General features: G+C 71.2%; 7 protein-coding genes. All 7 read left to right on the forward strand.

Going from position 1 to position 17,658, the window contains the following annotated elements; all coding sequences use genetic code 11:
• The first annotated feature begins 3 nt into the window (after window positions 1-3).
• Window positions 4-6,558, forward strand: a complete 6,555-nt coding sequence (locus tag AB0D74_RS19215; protein WP_362587760.1) for a type I polyketide synthase — start codon at window positions 4-6, stop codon at window positions 6,556-6,558.
• Between the two features lies 1 nt (window position 6,559).
• A complete protein-coding gene (locus AB0D74_RS19220) occupies window positions 6,560-9,682 on the forward strand; it encodes a type I polyketide synthase (RefSeq protein ID WP_362587763.1) in 3,123 nt (1,040 codons plus the stop codon).
• A gap of 180 nt (window positions 9,683-9,862) precedes the next feature.
• Complete coding sequence (locus AB0D74_RS19225) at window positions 9,863-13,108, forward strand: AMP-binding protein (protein ID WP_362587766.1); 3,246 nt, start codon at window positions 9,863-9,865, stop codon at window positions 13,106-13,108.
• A gap of 181 nt (window positions 13,109-13,289) precedes the next feature.
• A complete protein-coding gene (locus AB0D74_RS19230; RefSeq protein ID WP_362587769.1) occupies window positions 13,290-14,585 on the forward strand; it encodes a SidA/IucD/PvdA family monooxygenase in 1,296 nt (431 codons plus the stop codon).
• Window positions 14,586-14,611: 26 nt separating this feature from the next.
• Complete coding sequence (locus tag AB0D74_RS19235) at window positions 14,612-15,379, forward strand: alpha/beta fold hydrolase (protein WP_362587772.1); 768 nt, start codon at window positions 14,612-14,614, stop codon at window positions 15,377-15,379.
• 192 nt (window positions 15,380-15,571) lie between these two features.
• Window positions 15,572-17,191, forward strand: coding sequence for an AMP-binding protein (locus AB0D74_RS19240; RefSeq protein ID WP_362587775.1), 1,620 nt, complete (start codon window positions 15,572-15,574; stop codon window positions 17,189-17,191).
• 160 nt (window positions 17,192-17,351) lie between these two features.
• On the forward strand, window positions 17,352-17,618 hold the full coding sequence (locus tag AB0D74_RS19245; protein ID WP_362587778.1) for a phosphopantetheine-binding protein: 267 nt from the start codon (window positions 17,352-17,354) through the stop codon (window positions 17,616-17,618).
• Window positions 17,619-17,658: the final 40 nt, after the last annotated feature.

A 17,658-nucleotide genomic window follows, 5' to 3' on the forward strand; every position in this document is an offset into this window, starting at 1 on the left:
GCGATGACGAACGACGACGACGCCGGTCTGCTCGACTATCTCAAGCGGACCTCGATCGAACTGTTCGATACCCGTCGGCGACTTGAAGAGCTGACGGCGGCGACCGCCGAGCCCGTCGCGGTGGTGGGGGCCGCCTGCCGCTTTCCGGGCGGGGTGACGTCCCCCGAGGCGCTGTGGGAGCTGGTGCGGGCGGGCAGGGACGCGGTGTCCGGCTTCCCGGAGGACCGGAACTGGGACCTGCGGGCGCTGTACGACCCGGATCCGGACCGGCCGGGGACCTGTTACACGCGTTCAGGCGGCTTCGTGCACGACGCCGGCGACTTCGACGCCGAGTTCTTCGGGATCCACCCACGGGAGGCACTGGCGGCCGACCCCCAGCACCGGTTGCTGCTGGAGACCTCGTGGGAGTCGCTCGAACGGGCCGGCATCGACCCGCACAGCCTGCGCGCCACCGCCACCGGAGTCTTCGCCGGTCTGGCGTACTTCGGATACGGGAACCACCACGTCACCCCCGAGACGATCGCGGGCTACGGGCAGACGGGTTCCCTGCTGAGCGTGGCGTCCGGGCGCGTGGCGTACGCGCTGGGCCTGGAGGGCCCCGCGGTCTCGCTGGACACGGCATGCTCGTCGTCCCTGGTGGCGGTGCACCAGGCGGTGCAGTCCCTGCGGCAGCGCGAGTGCACGCTGGCCTTGGCCGGAGGCGTCACCGTCATGGCGACGACACAGGTCTTCCGGGAGATGTCCCGGCAGCGGGGCCTGGCGGCGGACGGCAGGTGCAAGGCGTTCGCCGACGCGGCCGACGGCACCGGGTTCTCCGAGGGGGCCGGAGTCCTGGTGCTGGAGCGGCTGTCGGACGCGCGGCGCAACGGGCGGCGGATCTGGGCGGTGATCCGGGGCTCGGCGGTCAACCAGGACGGGGCGTCCAACGGCCTTACCGCACCCAGCGGACCGGCGCAACAGCGCGTGATCCAGGCGGCGTTGGAGAACGCCCGGGTGCGGGCGAGCGACGTCGACGTGGTGGAGGCACACGGGACCGGCACCACCCTCGGCGATCCCATCGAGGCGCAGGCGCTGCTGGCGACCTACGGCCAGGACCGGGATCCCGACCGGCCACTGTGGCTCGGATCCCTGAAGTCCAACATCGGCCACGCACAGGCGGCGGCGGGTGTCGGCGGGCTGATCAAGATGATCATGGCGATGCGGCACCGGACGATGCCCAGGACGCTGCACGTGGACCGCCCGACGACCCGTGTGGACTGGTCTGCCGGGGCGGTCGAACTGCTGACCGGGGCGATGAGGTGGCCGAGCGCCCCGGGACGGCCCCGGCGCGCGGGCGTGTCCGCCTTCGGGGCCAGCGGCACCAACGCCCACGTGATCCTGGAGGAGGCGCCGGGGGAGGAGCCGGCGGCCGACGTCGGCGGGCCGGTGCCGGGCGGGCTGGTGCCCTGGGTGGTGTCGGCCCGGTCGGAGGCGGCCCTGCGGGCGCAGGCCGCCAAGCTGGGCGAGTTCGCGGTCGATACGGATGCCGACCTCGCGGACGTCGGGTGGTCGCTGGTGTCGGCCCGGGCGGGGTTCGAGCACCGCGCGGTGGTCCTGGGCCGGAACCGGGAGGAACTGCTGGGCGGCCTGGCCGCGCTGGGCGAGGGAGCGGAGTCCCCCGGGGTGGTGCGCGGTGTCACCCGAGACCTGGGCGGCACGGTCTTCATGTTCCCCGGGCAGGGGGCGCGGTGGGCGGGCGTGGGACGGCGGTTGTACGACGCCTTCCCCGTCTTCGCGCACAGCGTCGATGACGTCTGCGAGCATTTCGACACCCACCTGCCCTTCGCCCTGAAACCCCTCCTGCTCGCCGACGAGCACGCACAGGCCGAGGCGCGGCGCACCGACATCGCGCAGCCCGCACTGTTCGCCCTTCAGGTCGGCCTCTACCGGCTCATGGAGCACTATTGCGGCCGGCCGGATCGCCTGATCGGACACTCGGTGGGCGAGATGGCCGCCGCCCACGTGTCCGGCGCTCTCGACCTGGAGAGTGCGACCAGGCTGGTGGCCGCCCGCGGCCGGGTCATGCAGACGGTCACCGAACCCGGCGCCATGCTGTCGGTGCGTGCCACCGAAGCACACGTGGACGCTCTGCTCGGCCCGTACGACCGCATCGGGGTCGCCGCCGTGAACGGCCCGGAGTCCGTTGTGGTCTCCGGCAGCCGCGACGAGATCGCCGCCCTCCGGGAGCGGCTCGCCGCCGAAGGCGTCCCGGCGAAACCGCTCGACGTCGACCACGCGTTCCACTCCCCTCTCATGGACCCGGTCCTGGACGAGTTCTCCGCGGCGATCGGCAGCCTCCCCCTGGGCCGTACGACGATCCCGGTCGTCTCGACGAGGCTGGGCCGCGAGGCCACGCCCGCCGAACTCACCTCCGTGGCGCACTGGGTGCGCCATGTCCGTGAACCCGTCCTCTTCTCCGCCGCGGTGGAGCACGCCCGAGCGGCCGGCGCCGGCGTCTTCCTCGAACTGGGACCGGGATCGTCCCTCGCGAGCATCACCAAGGAGACGTTCGCCCAGCTGGGAGCAGACGACGCCGTGGTCCTGTCGGCGACGCGCCGCGACCGTGACGCCGTGCGGACGGTGGCGGACGCGCTGGCCCGGTTCCACGTCCGGGGCGGCGCAGTGGACTGGGCCGCCTGGTTCGGCGCCCGCCGAAGGGTCGACCTGCCGACGTACGCGTTCCAGCGGCACCGGTACTGGCTGGACCTCCTTGCCGGGACGGACCGGGCGGGCGTGGCCGCGGCCGGGCTGACGGCCCCCGGGCATCCGCTGCTCGGCGCCGTCGTGGACCACCCCGGCACCGACGAGGTGGCGTTCACCGGTCTGTGGTCGGTGCGGACCCAGGAGTGGCTGGCCGACCATGCGGTGTTCGGCGCGGCCGTCGTACCCGCGACGGCCTACCTGGACCTGGCGCTGTGGGCGGGCGGCTTCGTCGGGTGCGAGGCCGTCGAGGAACTCACCCTCGAAGCCCCACTGACCCTGCCCGCGACGGGCGGGGTACGGGTGCGGGTCGTCGTCGGAGTCCCGGACGCGACCGGACGCCGTGCCCTGGCCGTCCACTCGCACCCGGGTGAGGACGGCCGAACCGTCGACGGCTGGACCCGGCACGCGAGCGGGCATCTGGCCCCCGGCACCGCGCGGACCGGGGACACCCACTCCCTCGCGGTATGGCCACCGGCCGCGGCGGAGCGGATCGGTATCGACGATCTCTACGACACCTTCGCCGAGGCGGGTTTCGACTACGGGCCGGCCTTCCGCGGGCTGCGTGAGGTGTGGCGGCGCGGCGACGACCTCTTCGCGGCGGCCACCCTGCCGCCGGCCGCCGAGGGCACGGCCGACGGCGGGTTCGCCCTGCATCCGGTGCTGTTCGACTCCGTCCTGCACGCGGTGGTGGCCGGCGGCGCCGTCGACACGGCGGGCGGCCGGGGACGGCTGCCCTTCTCCTGGTCCGGGGTGGAACAGGTCGGGCCGTGCGGGGCCACCGTGCGGATCAGGATCTCCCCGGCCGGTGAGGACGCGGTGTCCGTGGCGGTCGCCGACGAGCACGGCCGGCCGGTCGCCCAGGTCGGAGCGCTGACGTTCCGGCCGGTGAGCGCCGGACAACTGCGCGCGCTGCGCGGCGGACAGGAGCAGCCGTTGTACGAACTGGGTTGGCAGCCGGTCGACAAGAGCCGGTCGGAGTCCGGCGCCGGGCGGTGGGCCCTGCTCGGCGCAGAGCACGGCCTGGCCTCGCGACGTGCCGACGCGGGGGGCGAGGAAGTGCCGATCCACACGTCCCTGGACGAGGTCCTCACCGGCGAAGTGCCCCCGTACGTCGTCCTCTGCCTGGACGACTTCGTCGACGCAGGCCCGGATCTGCTCGCCACGGTCGAGCGTGCGGACGCGCGGGTACTGGACTGGATCCAGCGGTTCCTCGGCGCGGAGCGGCTCGCGGGATCCACCCTGGTGGTGCTGACCCGGCTGGCGCTCGACACCGGTGGCGGCGAGAGAACCGAAAGCCTCGCCGGCGCCTCGGTGTGGGGTCTGACCCGGTCCGCGCAGACCGAACACCCCGGCAGGTTCCGGCTGGTGGACATCGACGACACCGCGGAGTCGTGGTCGGCATTCCCGGGCGCGCTCACGCTCGGCGAGGACCAGCTGGCCCTGCGCCACGGAACGTGCCTCGCCCCCCGCATGACCCCGGCCGCACCCGTGGACAACCGGATCGAGCCACCCGCGGCCGGTGCCCACCGGCTGGGCATCCTGCGCAGGGGAACGCTGGAGAACCTGACATGGGTGCCCTGTCCCGAAGCGGCGGAGCCCCTGTCGAGCGGGCAGGTCCGCATCGCCGTGCACGCCGCGGGGCTCAACTTCCGGGACATCACGATCGCCCTGGGACTGGTGGAGCGGACGGGTATCGACGCCGGCCTCGGCAGCGAGGGCGCCGGAAGCGTGCTGGAGGTGGCGGACGACGTCACCGATCTGGCACCGGGCGACCGCGTGATGGGCATCTTCCCGGGCGCCTTCGGCCGTGTGGCCGTCGCCGACCGGCGTCTGCTCATGCCCGTACCCGACGGATGGAGCTACACCGAGGCCGCCTCCGTTCCGGGCGCCTATCTCACCGCCTACTACGCGCTCTTCCACCTGAAGCGACTCGAAAAGGGGCAACGGATTCTCGTGCACGCCGCGGCGGGCGGCGTCGGGACGGCCGCCGTTCAACTGGCGAGACACGTCGGTGCCGAGGTGTACGGCACGGCGAGCCCCGCCAAGTGGCCCGCCCTGCGCCGGCTGGGTCTGGACGACCGGCACCTGGCCTCGTCGCGGAGCCTCGACTTCGAGCAGAGGTTCCTGGAGTCCTCCGGCGGCCACGGCATGGACGTGGTGCTGAACTCCCTTGCCCACAGGTTCGTCGACGCCTCGCTGAGGTTGCTGCCCGAGGGCGGAAGCTTCATCGAGATGGGCAAGACAGACATCAGGGACCACCGGCAGGTCGCGGCCGACCACCCGGGCGTCGACTACCGCGCCTTCGACCTCTACGACGCGGGCCCGGACCTGATCGGGCAGATGTTCCGGGACGTCATGGAGCTCTTCGCCGACGGACGGGTACAGCTGAACCCGATCACCGTCCGGAACATCCGCGACGCGCGCAGGACGTTCCGCGAGATGAGCCAGGGCCGCCATGTCGGGAAGATCGTTTTCGACCTGGACAGCGGCTTCGGCGGCGGCACCGTCCTGGTCACCGGCGGGACCGGGGGACTGGGTTCGGTCGTGGCGCGCCATCTCGTCGCCGAACACGGGGTACGGAGCCTGGTGCTGGCGAGCCGTCGGGGCAGGTCCGCCGACGGTGCACCCGAACTGGCCGCGGACCTGGAGGAGGCCGGAGCGGTCGTCAGGATCGTGGCATGCGACGTCGCCGACCGGGCCGCCGTGGCGGACCTGCTCGCGACGATGCCCCCCGCGTACCCGCTGACGGCGGTCGTGCACGCGGCGGGCGCGCTGGCGGACGGCACGGTCGAGTCGCTGACGGGCGAGAGCCTCGGCCGCGCGCTGCGCGCCAAGGTCGGCGGTGCGGCCCATCTGCACGAGCTGACCCGGGACCGCCCCCTCTCGGCGTTCGTCCTCTTCTCCGCGCTGGCCGGCACGCTCGGGACCGGGGGGCAGGCGAACTACGCCGCCGCGAACGGGTTCCTGGACGGCCTGGCGGCACAACGCAGGGCGTCGGGACTGGTCGGCATGTCGCTCTGCTGGGGCTGGTGGGAACAGCGCAGCGGCATGACCGGGCACCTGGACCATGCCGACCTCGCACGGGTGCGGCGGATGGGCGTCGTCGAGATGCCGACGCCCGAGGCCCTGGGCCTCTTCGACTCGGCGTGCGTGCTCGACAAGCCCGTGCTCATCCCCGCCCGGATGGACATCGCCATGCTGCGGAGCAGGACCGGCGGCGACCTGCCGGGACTCCTGAGCGGCCTCACCGGAGGTGGCCGCCGACGCCCGGACCGTTCGGGCACAGCCAGGGGCAGCGGCGCTCTCGGCCTGCCCGCCCGGCTGGCCGGCATGTCCGGGGGCGAGGCGGAGGCGGCCGTGCTGGAGTGGGTCCGGGAGCAGGCCGCCGTCGTGCTCGGGCACTCCTCCAGCGCGGCCGTCGACGCCGACCAGCCCTTCACCCACCTCGGATTCGACTCGCTGACCTCTGTCGAACTGTGCAACCGGCTGGCGTACTCGACCGGGCTGCGGCTGCCGTCCACCCTCGTCTTCAGCTACCCCACCCCACGCGAGCTGGGCGCACACATCTGCCACCGGCTGCGGCCGGCACCGACCACGGCCCCCGACGACGACACGGAGATCCGGGCAGCGCTGCGGAACGTCTCGATCGACCGGCTACGGAGCGCGGGCGTCCTGGAACTGGTCCTGGCGTGCGCCGCCCCGGCCGGGGCGCAGCCCGACGGACAGCCGGCGGCTCCGCCGGCCGCGGGGGGCGAACTGGCCGCGATGGACCTGGACGCACTGGTCGATCTGGCGCTGGACGAAAGGGGCGAGTGACATGGAAACCTCCGCGGATCATCCGGCGGACGGCCGAGACCGGGTCGAACGGGCGCTGCGCACGGTGTTGCGGGAGCGGGACCGCCTCCGGCAGGAGGTCGACGCGCTGAAGGCCGGCCGTGGTGAGCCGATCGCCCTGGTGGGCATGGCGTGTCGCTACCCGGCAGGGGTGGCGTCGCCCGAGGACCTGTGGGAGCTGGTCCGCGGCGGGGTGGACGCCGTGGACGAGTTCCCGGCGGACCGCGGCTGGCCGGACCTGTACGACCCGGATCCCGACACCGTCGGCGGTTCCTATGTGCGGCACGGCGGTTTCCTGACCGACGTGGCCGGCTTCGACGCCGACTTCTTCGGCATCAGTCCGCGTGAGGCGTTGGCCATGGACCCGCAGCAGCGCCTGTTGCTGGAGACGTCGTGGGAGGCCCTCGAACGGGCGGGCATCGTGCCCGCCGCCGTGCGCGGTGCCGACGTCGGCGTCTTTGTCGGGGTGAGCTCCTCCGAGTACGGCTCCCGCTTCCTGGAGGGGGGCCGGCACGAACTGGAGGGCTACCTGCTGCACGGCAGCGCACCGAGTGTCGCCTCCGGGCGGGTGGCCTACGAACTGGGTCTCACCGGACCGGCGGTGTCGGTGGACACGGCGTGCTCGTCGTCGCTGGTGGCCCTGCACATGGCGATACGGTCGCTGCACTCGGGTGAGTGCTCGCTCGCGCTGGCAGGCGGTGTGTCGGTGATGTCGACGCCCGCGATCTTCGTGGAGTTCTCCCGGCAGCGCGGCCTTTCGGCCGACGGCAGGTGCAAGTCCTTCGCGGACGGTGCCGACGGTACCGGGTGGGCCGAGGGGGTCGGCATGCTGCTGCTGGAGCGGCTCTCCGACGCCCGCCGCAACGGCCACCCCGTCCTGGCCGTCGTTCGCGGCTCCGCGGTGAACCAGGACGGCGCCAGCAACGGCCTGACCGCACCCAACGGCCTCGCCCAGGAGAAGGTGATCCGGAAGGCGCTGGCCAGCGCGGGAGTGGCCGCCGCCGAGGTGGACCTGGTCGAGGCCCACGGCACCGGAACCGTGCTGGGGGATCCGATCGAGGCGGGCGCCCTGCTCGCGGCCTACGGACAGGACCGGGCCGAGGGCCGGCCCCTGTGGCTGGGATCCCTGAAGTCGAACATCGGCCACGCCCAGGCCGCGGCCGGGGTCGGCGGGATCATCAAGACGGTGATGGCCATGCGGCACGGCTTCCTGCCACGGACCCTGCACGCGCAGGTGCCCTCACACCATGTGGACTGGTCCACCGGTGCGCTCCGGTTGTTGACGGAGGGGCGCGTGTGGGACCGAGAGGACGGACCGCGCCGGGCCGGAGTGTCGTCGTTCGGCGTGAGCGGTACCAACGCGCACGTGATTCTGGAGGAGGCGCCGGAGGACGACGCGGCACAGCCGGCGGGCGCCGCGGTCGCGGGGCGGGTTCCGGGTGGGGTGGTGCCGTGGGTGGTGTCCGGGCGGTCGGAGGAAGCGCTGCGGGCACAGGCGGTGCGGTTGCGGGATCACGTGGCCCGTGGGGAGGCCGATGTCGCGGACGTGGGGTGGTCGTTGGCGTCGGAACGGTCCGGGTTCGAGCATCGCGCCGTGGTGCTGGGCGAGGGCCGCGACGAGTTGCTCGACGGTCTGGTGGCGCTGGGCACGGGTGCGGAGTCGGCCGGGGTGGTGCGAGGGGTCGCCCGGGATCTGGGCGGCACGGTCTTCATGTTCCCGGGGCAGGGGTCGCAGTGGGCGGGTATGGGGCGGCAGTTGTACGAGGTCTTCCCCGTCTTCGCCCGGAGCCTCGACGCGTGCGCGGATGCCCTGGCCGAGTGGGTCGACTGGTCGCTGCTCGACGTGGTGCGCGGTGCGGAGGGAGCGCCGCCCCTGGAGCGGGTGGACGTGGTGCAGCCGGCGCTGTTCGCGGTGATGGTGTCCCTGGCCCGCCTGTGGCGTTCGTGGGGTGTGGAACCGGCCGCGGTGGTGGGGCACAGCCAGGGCGAGATAGCCGCCGCCCACGTGTGCGGTGCGCTGTCCTTGCGGGACGCGGCGCGGATCGTGGCGCTCCGCAGCAAGGCTCTGGAGACCTTGATCGGGCACGGTGGGATGGCATCGGTCGCGGAGTCGGCGGACGTGGTGGCGGCACACCTCGCTCCGTGGCAGGACCGGCTGAGCGTCGCCGTCGTCAACGGACCCCGCTCCGTCGTGGTGTCGGGGGAGACGGACGCACTCGACGAATTCGTCGCGAAGATGAAAGCCGAGGGAACGCAGGCACGCAGGATATCGGTTGACTACGCCTCGCATTCGCACCAGGTGGACCGGGTCCGCGACCAGGTCGTCGGAGTACTCTCCGAGGTGCGTCCGACGACGTCGGAACTTCCCTTCTATTCGACGCTGTACGGTACGACAACCGACACCGCGGAGCTGACCGGTGAATACTGGTACAACAACCTGCGGGAAAAGGTGCTCTTCGAGTCCTCGGTCCGACGATTGACCGAGGACGGCTTCCGGGTGTTCATCGAGATGAGCCCGCATCCCGTTCTGACCGTGCCGGTGCAGGAAATGGTCGAGGAATTGGACGACGCCGTGGTCCTCTCCTCGTCACGACGGGACCGTGGGGAAGCCGAGTCCGTGGTCGGCTCACTGGCCCAACTGCACACCCAGGGCGGGACCGTGGACTGGCACGCCGTGTTCGGCGCCCGCAGCAGGGTGGAACTGCCGACCTACGCGTTCCAGCGGCGACGCCACTGGCTGAACTCCGCGCGCACCGCGGTCGACCTGGCGACGCCCGCGGCGGAGCCGCCCCCGGACGGCGATCCCCTCGTTCCGCTGCGGGACAGGATCGCCGCCCTTCCCGACGGGGAGCGGGACACACTGGTGCTCGACCACGTGCTCGAAAGGGTCGCCGTCGTGCTCGGGCACCCTTCCGCACAAGCCCTGGACCCCGACCGTGAGTTCAAGGACCTCGGATTCGACTCGCTGCTGTCGGTCCAGTTGAGCAAACGCCTGGCCGCGTCGACCGGACTCAGGCTGCGGGCGAATCTGGTGTTGCAGCATCCGTCCCCGAGAAGGGTCGCCGAGTACATCGTGTCCTCGATGGGCAAAGGCGATTCGCGATGATCCCGTCGCATGCCGGCGTTCTTTCCGTCCCGTAGGGCCGTCCCGTCGACGGGACACCGTGAGTTCTTGATTGGCGTGGCCGGCACCCGCACCCTGTTGTCTTGACCGGGCGTGCCACGCCCCGTGAGGGTGGAATTGATCTATGAATTCCCATGGTTACCGCGCCAGTCTGCTGAGGAGATGATCCGTGTGCGTTCGCTCGGTACGTCGTCTGCGCAAAAAGGACTGTGGCTGGCGCAGAAAATGTCCCCCGACACGCTGAACCACGCGCTGTTCATGTGGGATGTGGACGGAGAGCTGGACGCCGCGGTGATGGATTCCGCATTCCGTCATGTTCTGGCGGAGGCCGAGGTACTGCGCGTCAACTTCGTCGACGAGGACGGTGAACTGCGGCAGGTGCCCAGGGAACTGGGCAGCTGGCGGCCGTTCTTCATGGATCTCAGCGACTCGGCCGACCCGGAGGAGGCGGCCCGCGGCGCGCTGGCCGACCTCGTGGGGCAGCGGTTCGACCTGGAGAACGATCTGCTGCTCAGACTGGGCGTGGTCAGGCTCTCGGCAGACCGCTCTCTCGTGGTGATCGGCTACCACCACCTCGTCTCGGACGGATACGGCGCGGGCGGCCTGCTGTCGCGGCGCATCGCCGAGGTCTACACGGCGCTGGCGCGGGGCTCGCAGATACCGGAACTGCCGCATCCATGGGATGCCGGGTCGTTCGCCGCCCAGGCGACCGGGTACCACGCCTCGCAGACGTTCGCCGACGACCTGGAGTTCTGGCGCACCTACCTGGCCGACGCGCCCGTGCCCGCGCGGATCCCGGGTGTCGCCCTGTCCGACGCGATGCGCTCCACGCTCTCCGAACCGGTGAGCAACGCCGACCGCTGGTCGCGGTTGGCCGACTCCATCGGCATGACGAGCCGGACCCTGAGCGTTCCGCGTGCCGAGGCGGACGCGTGGACGGAGACCGCGAAGTCCATGGGCGTGTGGACGGCGTCGCTGCTGGCAGCGGCGGCGGCGGTGTTCTTCCGGCACCGTTGCGACCGCCCGGAGTTCCTGCTCTCCCTGGCCGTGGCCAACCGGGCCGGGGCCGCGGGCAGGACGCCCGGTCTGGCGGTGAACGTGGTGCCTGTGCGGGCGAAGGTTCCGCTCGACGCGGCCTTCACCGAGATCGCCGACGCGATCGTCGACGAGACGTACGAGGTCTTCGACCACACCGCCTGCCACTACTCGGACATCCAGCGCGCGAGCGGAACCGTCCTGAGCGGTCGCAGCGGTTTCGGCGTCGTCCTGAACGTCGTCGAGTTCGCGGAACAGCTCCGTTTCGCCGACAGTCCGGCACGTCACCTCGGGGCGACGATCGGTGCCTTCGACGAACTGTCGATCGGCGTCTACACCGACGGGAGTGCCGACAGTGACCTGTTCATCCGTCTCGATGCCCCCGCGGGCCTGTACTCCGGCGCGGAGCTGCGCGTCGTCGGCGAGGACCTGATCGCGTACATCCGGGCCGTGACGGCTTCGCCTTCCCGGCCGGTCGGCGCGCTCGACGTGCCGGCGGGCGCCGGGCGGGGCCAGGCGCCGTCGGCGACCGGCGACACGCGGGAACAGGTGCCGGGGCTGACGGTGCCCGAGCTGTTCGCCCGCCAGGCGGAGCGGGATCCCGAGGCCGTCGCGGTGTTCTCCGGGGATTCCGCCGTCACCTACCGGGAGCTGGACACGCGGTCGAGTCACCTGGCCGAGACACTGCGCCGGCAGTACGGCGTCGGAACCGAGACAGTCGTGGCGGTGGCGATGCCGCGGTCGGTCGACCTCGTCGTCGCGCTGCTCGGGGTGGTGAAGGCCGGCGGGGCCTACCTGCCGATCGACCCCGCGTCCCTCGCGGACCGGATCCGGCCGGTGGCCGGCGACTCCGGAGTCCGCATGCTGCTCACGGACGCGCCGACCGCGGAACGGCTCTCGGCTGATCTGGGCGTGCCGACGGTTCTGTTCGACGATCTCCGGTCGCGGACCGCCGGCGGTGACGGCGACGCAGCCGGGGAGACGCGGCTCTCCTTGCGCGGGGACGGTCTGCTGGCCGTGATGTATGGCTGCGGCCCGACCGGTGCGGTCACCGGAGTGGCCGTCACCCACCGGAACATGGAGTGCTTCGTCATGGATCGCCAGTGGCGCGAGGGCGGTCGTGGCACCGTGCTGTGGCACTCGCCGCCCACCTCCGATGCGCTCCCCCTCGAACTGTGGGTGCCGCTGCTGAACGGCGGCCGGGTGCTGCTGGCACCCGAGGGTGAGCTGGACGTCGATGCGCTGACCGGGTTCCGGGCCGAGAACGGGTGCACCACGGCGTGGCTGCCCGCGACGCTGTTCTCGGCCGTCGCGGCGGAACGTCCCACGGGCGTCTCCGGGTTGCGCGAGGTGTGGACCGGTGGTGACCACGTTTCCGCGACCGGGGTACAGCGGGTGCGCGAGGCCTGTCCCGAACTGACGGTCGTGCAGGCTCACGGTCCCGCGGAGACGACCGTGTTCGCCGCCTCCCACCGCCTGGCTCCGGGCACACCGGCGCCGCACGCGGGCGTGGTGGGCCGCCCGATGGACGACACCGCCCTCTACGTCCTGGGGCCGGGCCTGGCGCCGGTCCCCGTGGGTGTGACCGGCGAGCTGTACGTGGCCGGCCCAGGTGTGGCGCGTGGCCGCCCCGGGCGGCCCGGAGCGACCGCGGAGCGATTCGTCGCCTGTCCGTTCGGTCCGCCCGGGGGGCTGATGTACCGAACCGGGGACCGGGTGCGACGGGGTGCCGACGGCCTCGTCGAGTACGTGGGCCTAGCCGGCGCCCCGACAGAGATACGCGGTGTCCGGGTCGAACCGGCCGAGATCGAGGAGGTGCTGTCCGGGTACCCGGGACTGGCACAGTCGGTGGTGGTCGGCAGCAGGGACGACCTCGGTCAGCAGCGGCTGGTGGCGTACGCGGTCCCGGCCGCAGGCGCCGGGCACGAGGCCGGCCTCGCGGACGGACTGCGCCGCTTCGTCGCGGAGCGGCTGCCGGAGTTCATGGTGCCGTCGGTGTTCGTCGTGGTGGAACGTCTGCCGGTCACCCCCGGCGGGAGGGTGGACCGGGCCGCACTGCCGGATCCCGCGTTCGACGACGGGCGGTACCGGGCACCGCGCAACCGGACCGAGCAGGTCCTGGCCGACGTGTTCGCCGACGCGCTCGAACTGGACCGGGTGGGCATCGACGACGACTTCTTCGACCTGGGCGGCAACTCGGTGCGCGCGATCAGGCTGGTCGGGCTCATCCGCGCGGAGCTGAACCTGGAGGTGTCCATCCGTACCTTGTTCGCGGCACGCACCATCGCCGGTCTCTCGGACCGCCACCAGGGGTTCGCGCGGTCCGACCGGCCGGCCCTCGGCCGGAGGACGAAGGACGGCGAACTTCTCTGAGAACGGAATTGAGGGTGGCCGAAAGCGGCGTACTTGAATGGTTCACAGCGCCGGGTCTACGTTGACCGGACGACCGATGGAAATGCCAGCTCGCCCGGACGTGGGCCATTCTTGGAGCGGATGATTACCGGTCGGAGACAGGAACGCGCACCGTGCAGCCATGCCAGCGGGAGAATTCTGTATGAGGAATCGTGAGCACGAGATCTACGATGTGGTCGGCATCGGGTTCGGTCCCTCCAACCTGTCGCTCGCCATCGCCCTGGAGGAGTATGCGGCGAGCGGTCCGGGCAACGAGATGAGCGCCGTCTTCTTCGAGCGCCAGAGCTCTTTCGGCTGGCACCGCAACATGCTGCTGCCGTCCGCGACCATGCAGATATCCTTCCTCAAGGATCTGGTCACCTTCCGCAATCCGACGTCGAGTTTCAGCTTCATCGCCTTCCTGCACGCCTCGGGCCGGCTCCCGCGGTTCGTCAACAACCAGGACTTCTTTCCCACGCGCCAGGAGTTCCACCAGTACCTCGAATGGGCGCAGGCACGGGTCGCCGACTGCGTCGTGTACGGCTCGGAAGTGACGTCGGTCCGGCAGCCGTCGAGCACCGCCACCCCTGCGGACCGTCTGCTGCTGGAGGTGGCGGATGCCACCGGCCGGGCCGGCCGCGTGATCGAGGCGCGGAACGTGGTGATCTCGACGGGTCTGGTACCGAGCATGCCCGCGGGAACCGAGCGCGACGAGCGGGTCTGGCACAGTTCCGAGTTCCTGGAGAAGTACCGGCGTACCGACCCGCGGGAACTGCGCCGGGTCGCGGTGGCCGGAGCGGGCCAGAGCGCCGCCGAGATCACCAGGTTCCTGTACGACGAGCTGCCGCACGCCCAGGTGTTCGCGGCCGTCCCGTCCTACGGCTACTCCGTCGCCGACGACACCCCGTTCGCCAACCAGATCTTCGACCCCGAAGCCGTCGACGACTACTACTTCGGCACCGACCAGACCCGGGGGGCGTTCTGGCGCTACCACCGCAACACGAACTACTCGGTCGTCGACGGCGACGTGATCAGGGAGCTGTACCGCAGGTCGTACGACGACGACGTGCGGGGCGTCAGCCGCCTGGAGTTCCTCAACCTGACCATGGTCACCGGGGTGAAACGGGTCGGCACCGAGACCCGAGTCTCGCTGCAGTCGGGACCTGACGCCGAGGTACGCGAGCTCAACGTCGACGTACTCGTCTGCGCGACGGGCTACGACGCGATGGAACCCACGGGCCTGCTCGGTGACCTGGACCGGCTCTGCCTGCGTGACGAGGCGGGCCGTTACCGGGTGGAGCGCGACTACCGCATCGTCACCTCCCCCGAATCGCGGTGCGGCATCTATCTCCAGGGCGGCACCGAGCACACCCATGGCCTGACCTCCTCGCTGCTGTCGAACATCGCTGTCCGAAGCGGCGAGATCGTCGACTCCATCGCCGCCCGGCGCACGGCGTGAAACGCCCAGAGAAAGGGAGTCCTCCGATGAGCAGTGCGGTGGAAGAGCGGTGGCTGCGCCGCTACCGCGACGACGACCGGTGCGAGACGAAGCTCGTCTGCTTCCCCGCCGCCGGCGCCGGGGCGAGCGCGTATCGCACCTGGGCCGGGCGCCTGTCGCCGGACGTCGGTGTACTCGCCGTCCGGTACCCGGGCCGGGAGGACCGGTTCGGTGATCCGTTCCCGCCCCGGCTGGAGGCACTGGCGGACGACATCGCCGACGCCCTCCAGGGGCTGACCCGGCACCGCCTGGTGCTGTTCGGGCACAGCATGGGTGCCTCACTGGCGCACGAGGTCGCGTTGCGCTTCCAGGAGCGGGGGTGCCCGCCGGCCGCCCTGTGCGTGTCAGGGAGGCGGCCCACCCACGCGCTGGCCGGCCGTCAGATGATCTCGGGCACGGACGAGGAGATCATCGCGCATGTCGTGAGCTTCGACGCGAGCCGTGCCGCGGTCTTCGCGGACCCGGACCTGCGGGAGATCGTCCTGCCCGCGGTCCGCGCGGACTACCACCTGGTGGACGACTACGCCGGTGGCCGCAGGCCGCTGCTCGACTGCCCGGTCTACGGTTACACCGGTGACAGTGATTCCGAGGTGACACCGGAACAGATGCGCCGGTGGGCGGAACTGACGCGCGATTCATTTCGGCTTATGGTGCTGCCCGGAGGGCATTTCTACCTCAGAGGCGAGGAGCCCGGACTCCTGGCGGATTTGAGTGCGGTATTGGACGACATCAAGCTCCGCGCCGAAGTCGCCTGATATTCGGCCTCCGCGACCATGCGGGACCCGTACGGGAGTCATTCTCGCCGGACGCTCGTGCTAGGCTAATTTCCACGGTCATGGAATTCGCGATGGATTCGCGGTGCAATCAAGAAAAATTCGACGGAATAACTGTGCCCGGAAATCCGCAGATCGGCGGTCTCATGAGCGACCTCGGCCCAGGGATGGCAGATGGCAAGTAAATCGACAGCGCTGACCGCGCCCGGCCTGCTCCCCTCGCTGTGGGGCGGGCCGGCGGATCCGCCGTGCCTGCTCGAGGCACTGGCCAAGACGGCTGCCACCCGGCAGGACGACATCGCGGTCCGTGACAACGACCGCGAACTGACCTACGGCGATCTGACCTTGTGGATCAGGAACATCGCCGCGGTCCTGGTGGAACAGGGAGTCCGCCCGGGTGACCGAGTGGCGATCACCGGTGTACGCAGTGCCGCGGTCGTCTCGGCGATGCTCGCCACGGTGTACATCGGCGCCACGTACGTGCCGCTGGATGCCGAGTACCCGGTGAAGCGACTGGAGTACATGAAGGGCGACAGCGGGGCCAAGGTGCTGCTGTTCGCCGATCACGAGCCCGGGTTCGCAGCCGGCGTGCCGTCCCTGCGCATACCACCGGCTCCCGGCCGGCCGGCTGCGGTCACGCCCGGCGACGGGGCCATGCCCTGGCACGCGTGCCGCCCCGACCTCCCCGTCTACATCATCTACACCTCCGGATCCACGGGCCTGCCCAAGGGGGTCGCGCTGCCGCACCGTTCCATCGACAACATGGCGGCATGGCAGCGGAGTCACTCGGTGCGGCCTGACCTGCGCACCGCCCAGTTCACCCCGCTCAACTTCGACGTGTGGTTCCAGGAGGTCCTCGGCACACTGTGCGGCGGCGGAACACTGGTGATCATGCCCGAGCCGCTGCGCCGTGACCCGATCGCGTTGCTCGACTGGCTGGCGGACAACCGGATCGAGCGCCTGTTCCTGCCGTACGTGGCGCTGAACATGCTCACCGTCGCCGCTGCCGACGCCGATTCACTCGACGGTCTCGCGCTCCGGGAGGTCAACCTCGGTGGCGAGCAGCTCGTCTGCACCCCGGCGGTCCGGGACTTCTTCGACCGCCTGCCGGACTGCCGGCTGAACATCCACTACGGACAGAGCGAGTCCGCCATGGTCACCGCCTACACGCTGCCGGACCGGCCGGAGAGCTGGCCGACGCTGCCGCCGATCGGACGTCCGCTGCAGGGCTGCGAGCTGATCGTCGACCCGGTCGACCGGAGCGAGCCCGACGTGGGGGAGCTTCTGGTGGCCGGCCGGCCCCTGTCGCTCGGGTACCTCAACCAGCCGCGCCTCAACGCGGCACGGTACATCCCTCTGGACCGCACGGTTCACGGCCACGACCGGGCCTTCCGCACCGGAGACCTGGTGCGTGTCGAGGACGACGTCATCCACTACGTCGGACGTGCCGACAACGAAGTGAAGATCCGCGGCGTACGGGTGAATCCGCTGGAGGTGGACGCCTGCCTGCTGGAGCAGCCGGGCGTCACGGAAGCCGTGTGCGTTCCGATCGAGGTGACCGAGGGGTCCCGTCAACTGCGGGCCGCCGTCACCGTCGACGCGGAGGAGGCCGCCTTCGACGCGGGTCGCGCCCTGGCCGCCCTGACGGAGCTGTTGCCCGGCCCGTCCGTACCCGTCTCCGTCACGGTTCTGCCGGAACTGCCCCGGACACCGAGCGGCAAGGCCGACCGCAAGGCCGTCGCCCGGACGCTCGCGGGCATGTACCTGCACGGCCAGGAGTACCCGGGCCGCTGACCCGGGGGAGTGACCCCGGCCGTACGACCCCCCGCGGTCCTCGGCCACGACCACGCCGCCCGACGGACGCATGAACGCATGGGCGGCCCCGGCAGGACGGTGTTCGCCCGAGCAGGCGAGCCGAGTGTGGCCAGGACGCCACCGCAGACAGGGGTATGACATGGTAGGCGACTTCGAGACGCAGACGGAAAGCCGGCTGGCGATGATCTGGGCCGACGTCCTCAAGCTGGACAAGGTCGGGCGCGACCAGGACTTCTTCGGCCTCGGCGGGGACTCGCTGCTGGCCACCAAGGTAGTGCTTGAAGCCCGCCGGGTCTGGAACATCGACTTCACGGTGCGGGTGCTCATCGACACACCCGTCCTCGCCGAACTGGCGGCACGCATCGACATGTGGGCGGGTCACGACACCGGTCAGTCCGCGTCCTGAAAGGCCGGCGACCGGCCCGCACACTCTCACGGATCGACGA

Origin of the sequence: Streptomyces sp. NPDC048278, assembly GCF_040652195.1 — a bacterium.
GTDB lineage: Bacteria > Actinomycetota > Actinomycetes > Streptomycetales > Streptomycetaceae > Streptomyces.

What these genes read in the sequence shown, in the direction of transcription:
- AB0D74_RS19225 (WP_362587766.1), top strand. Translation starts at nt 9,863, where the DNA reads ATGATCCGTGTGCGTTCGCTCGGTACGTCGTCTGCGCAAAAAGGACTG.
- AB0D74_RS19230 (WP_362587769.1), top strand. Translation starts at nt 13,290, where the DNA reads ATGAGGAATCGTGAGCACGAGATCTACGATGTGGTCGGCATCGGGTTC.
- AB0D74_RS19240 (WP_362587775.1), top strand. Translation starts at nt 15,572, where the DNA reads ATGGCAAGTAAATCGACAGCGCTGACCGCGCCCGGCCTGCTCCCCTCG.
- AB0D74_RS19235 (WP_362587772.1), top strand. Translation starts at nt 14,612, where the DNA reads ATGAGCAGTGCGGTGGAAGAGCGGTGGCTGCGCCGCTACCGCGACGAC.
- AB0D74_RS19245 (WP_362587778.1), top strand. Translation starts at nt 17,352, where the DNA reads ATGGTAGGCGACTTCGAGACGCAGACGGAAAGCCGGCTGGCGATGATC.
- AB0D74_RS19215 (WP_362587760.1), top strand. Translation starts at nt 4, where the DNA reads ATGACGAACGACGACGACGCCGGTCTGCTCGACTATCTCAAGCGGACC.
- AB0D74_RS19220 (WP_362587763.1), top strand. Translation starts at nt 6,560, where the DNA reads ATGGAAACCTCCGCGGATCATCCGGCGGACGGCCGAGACCGGGTCGAA.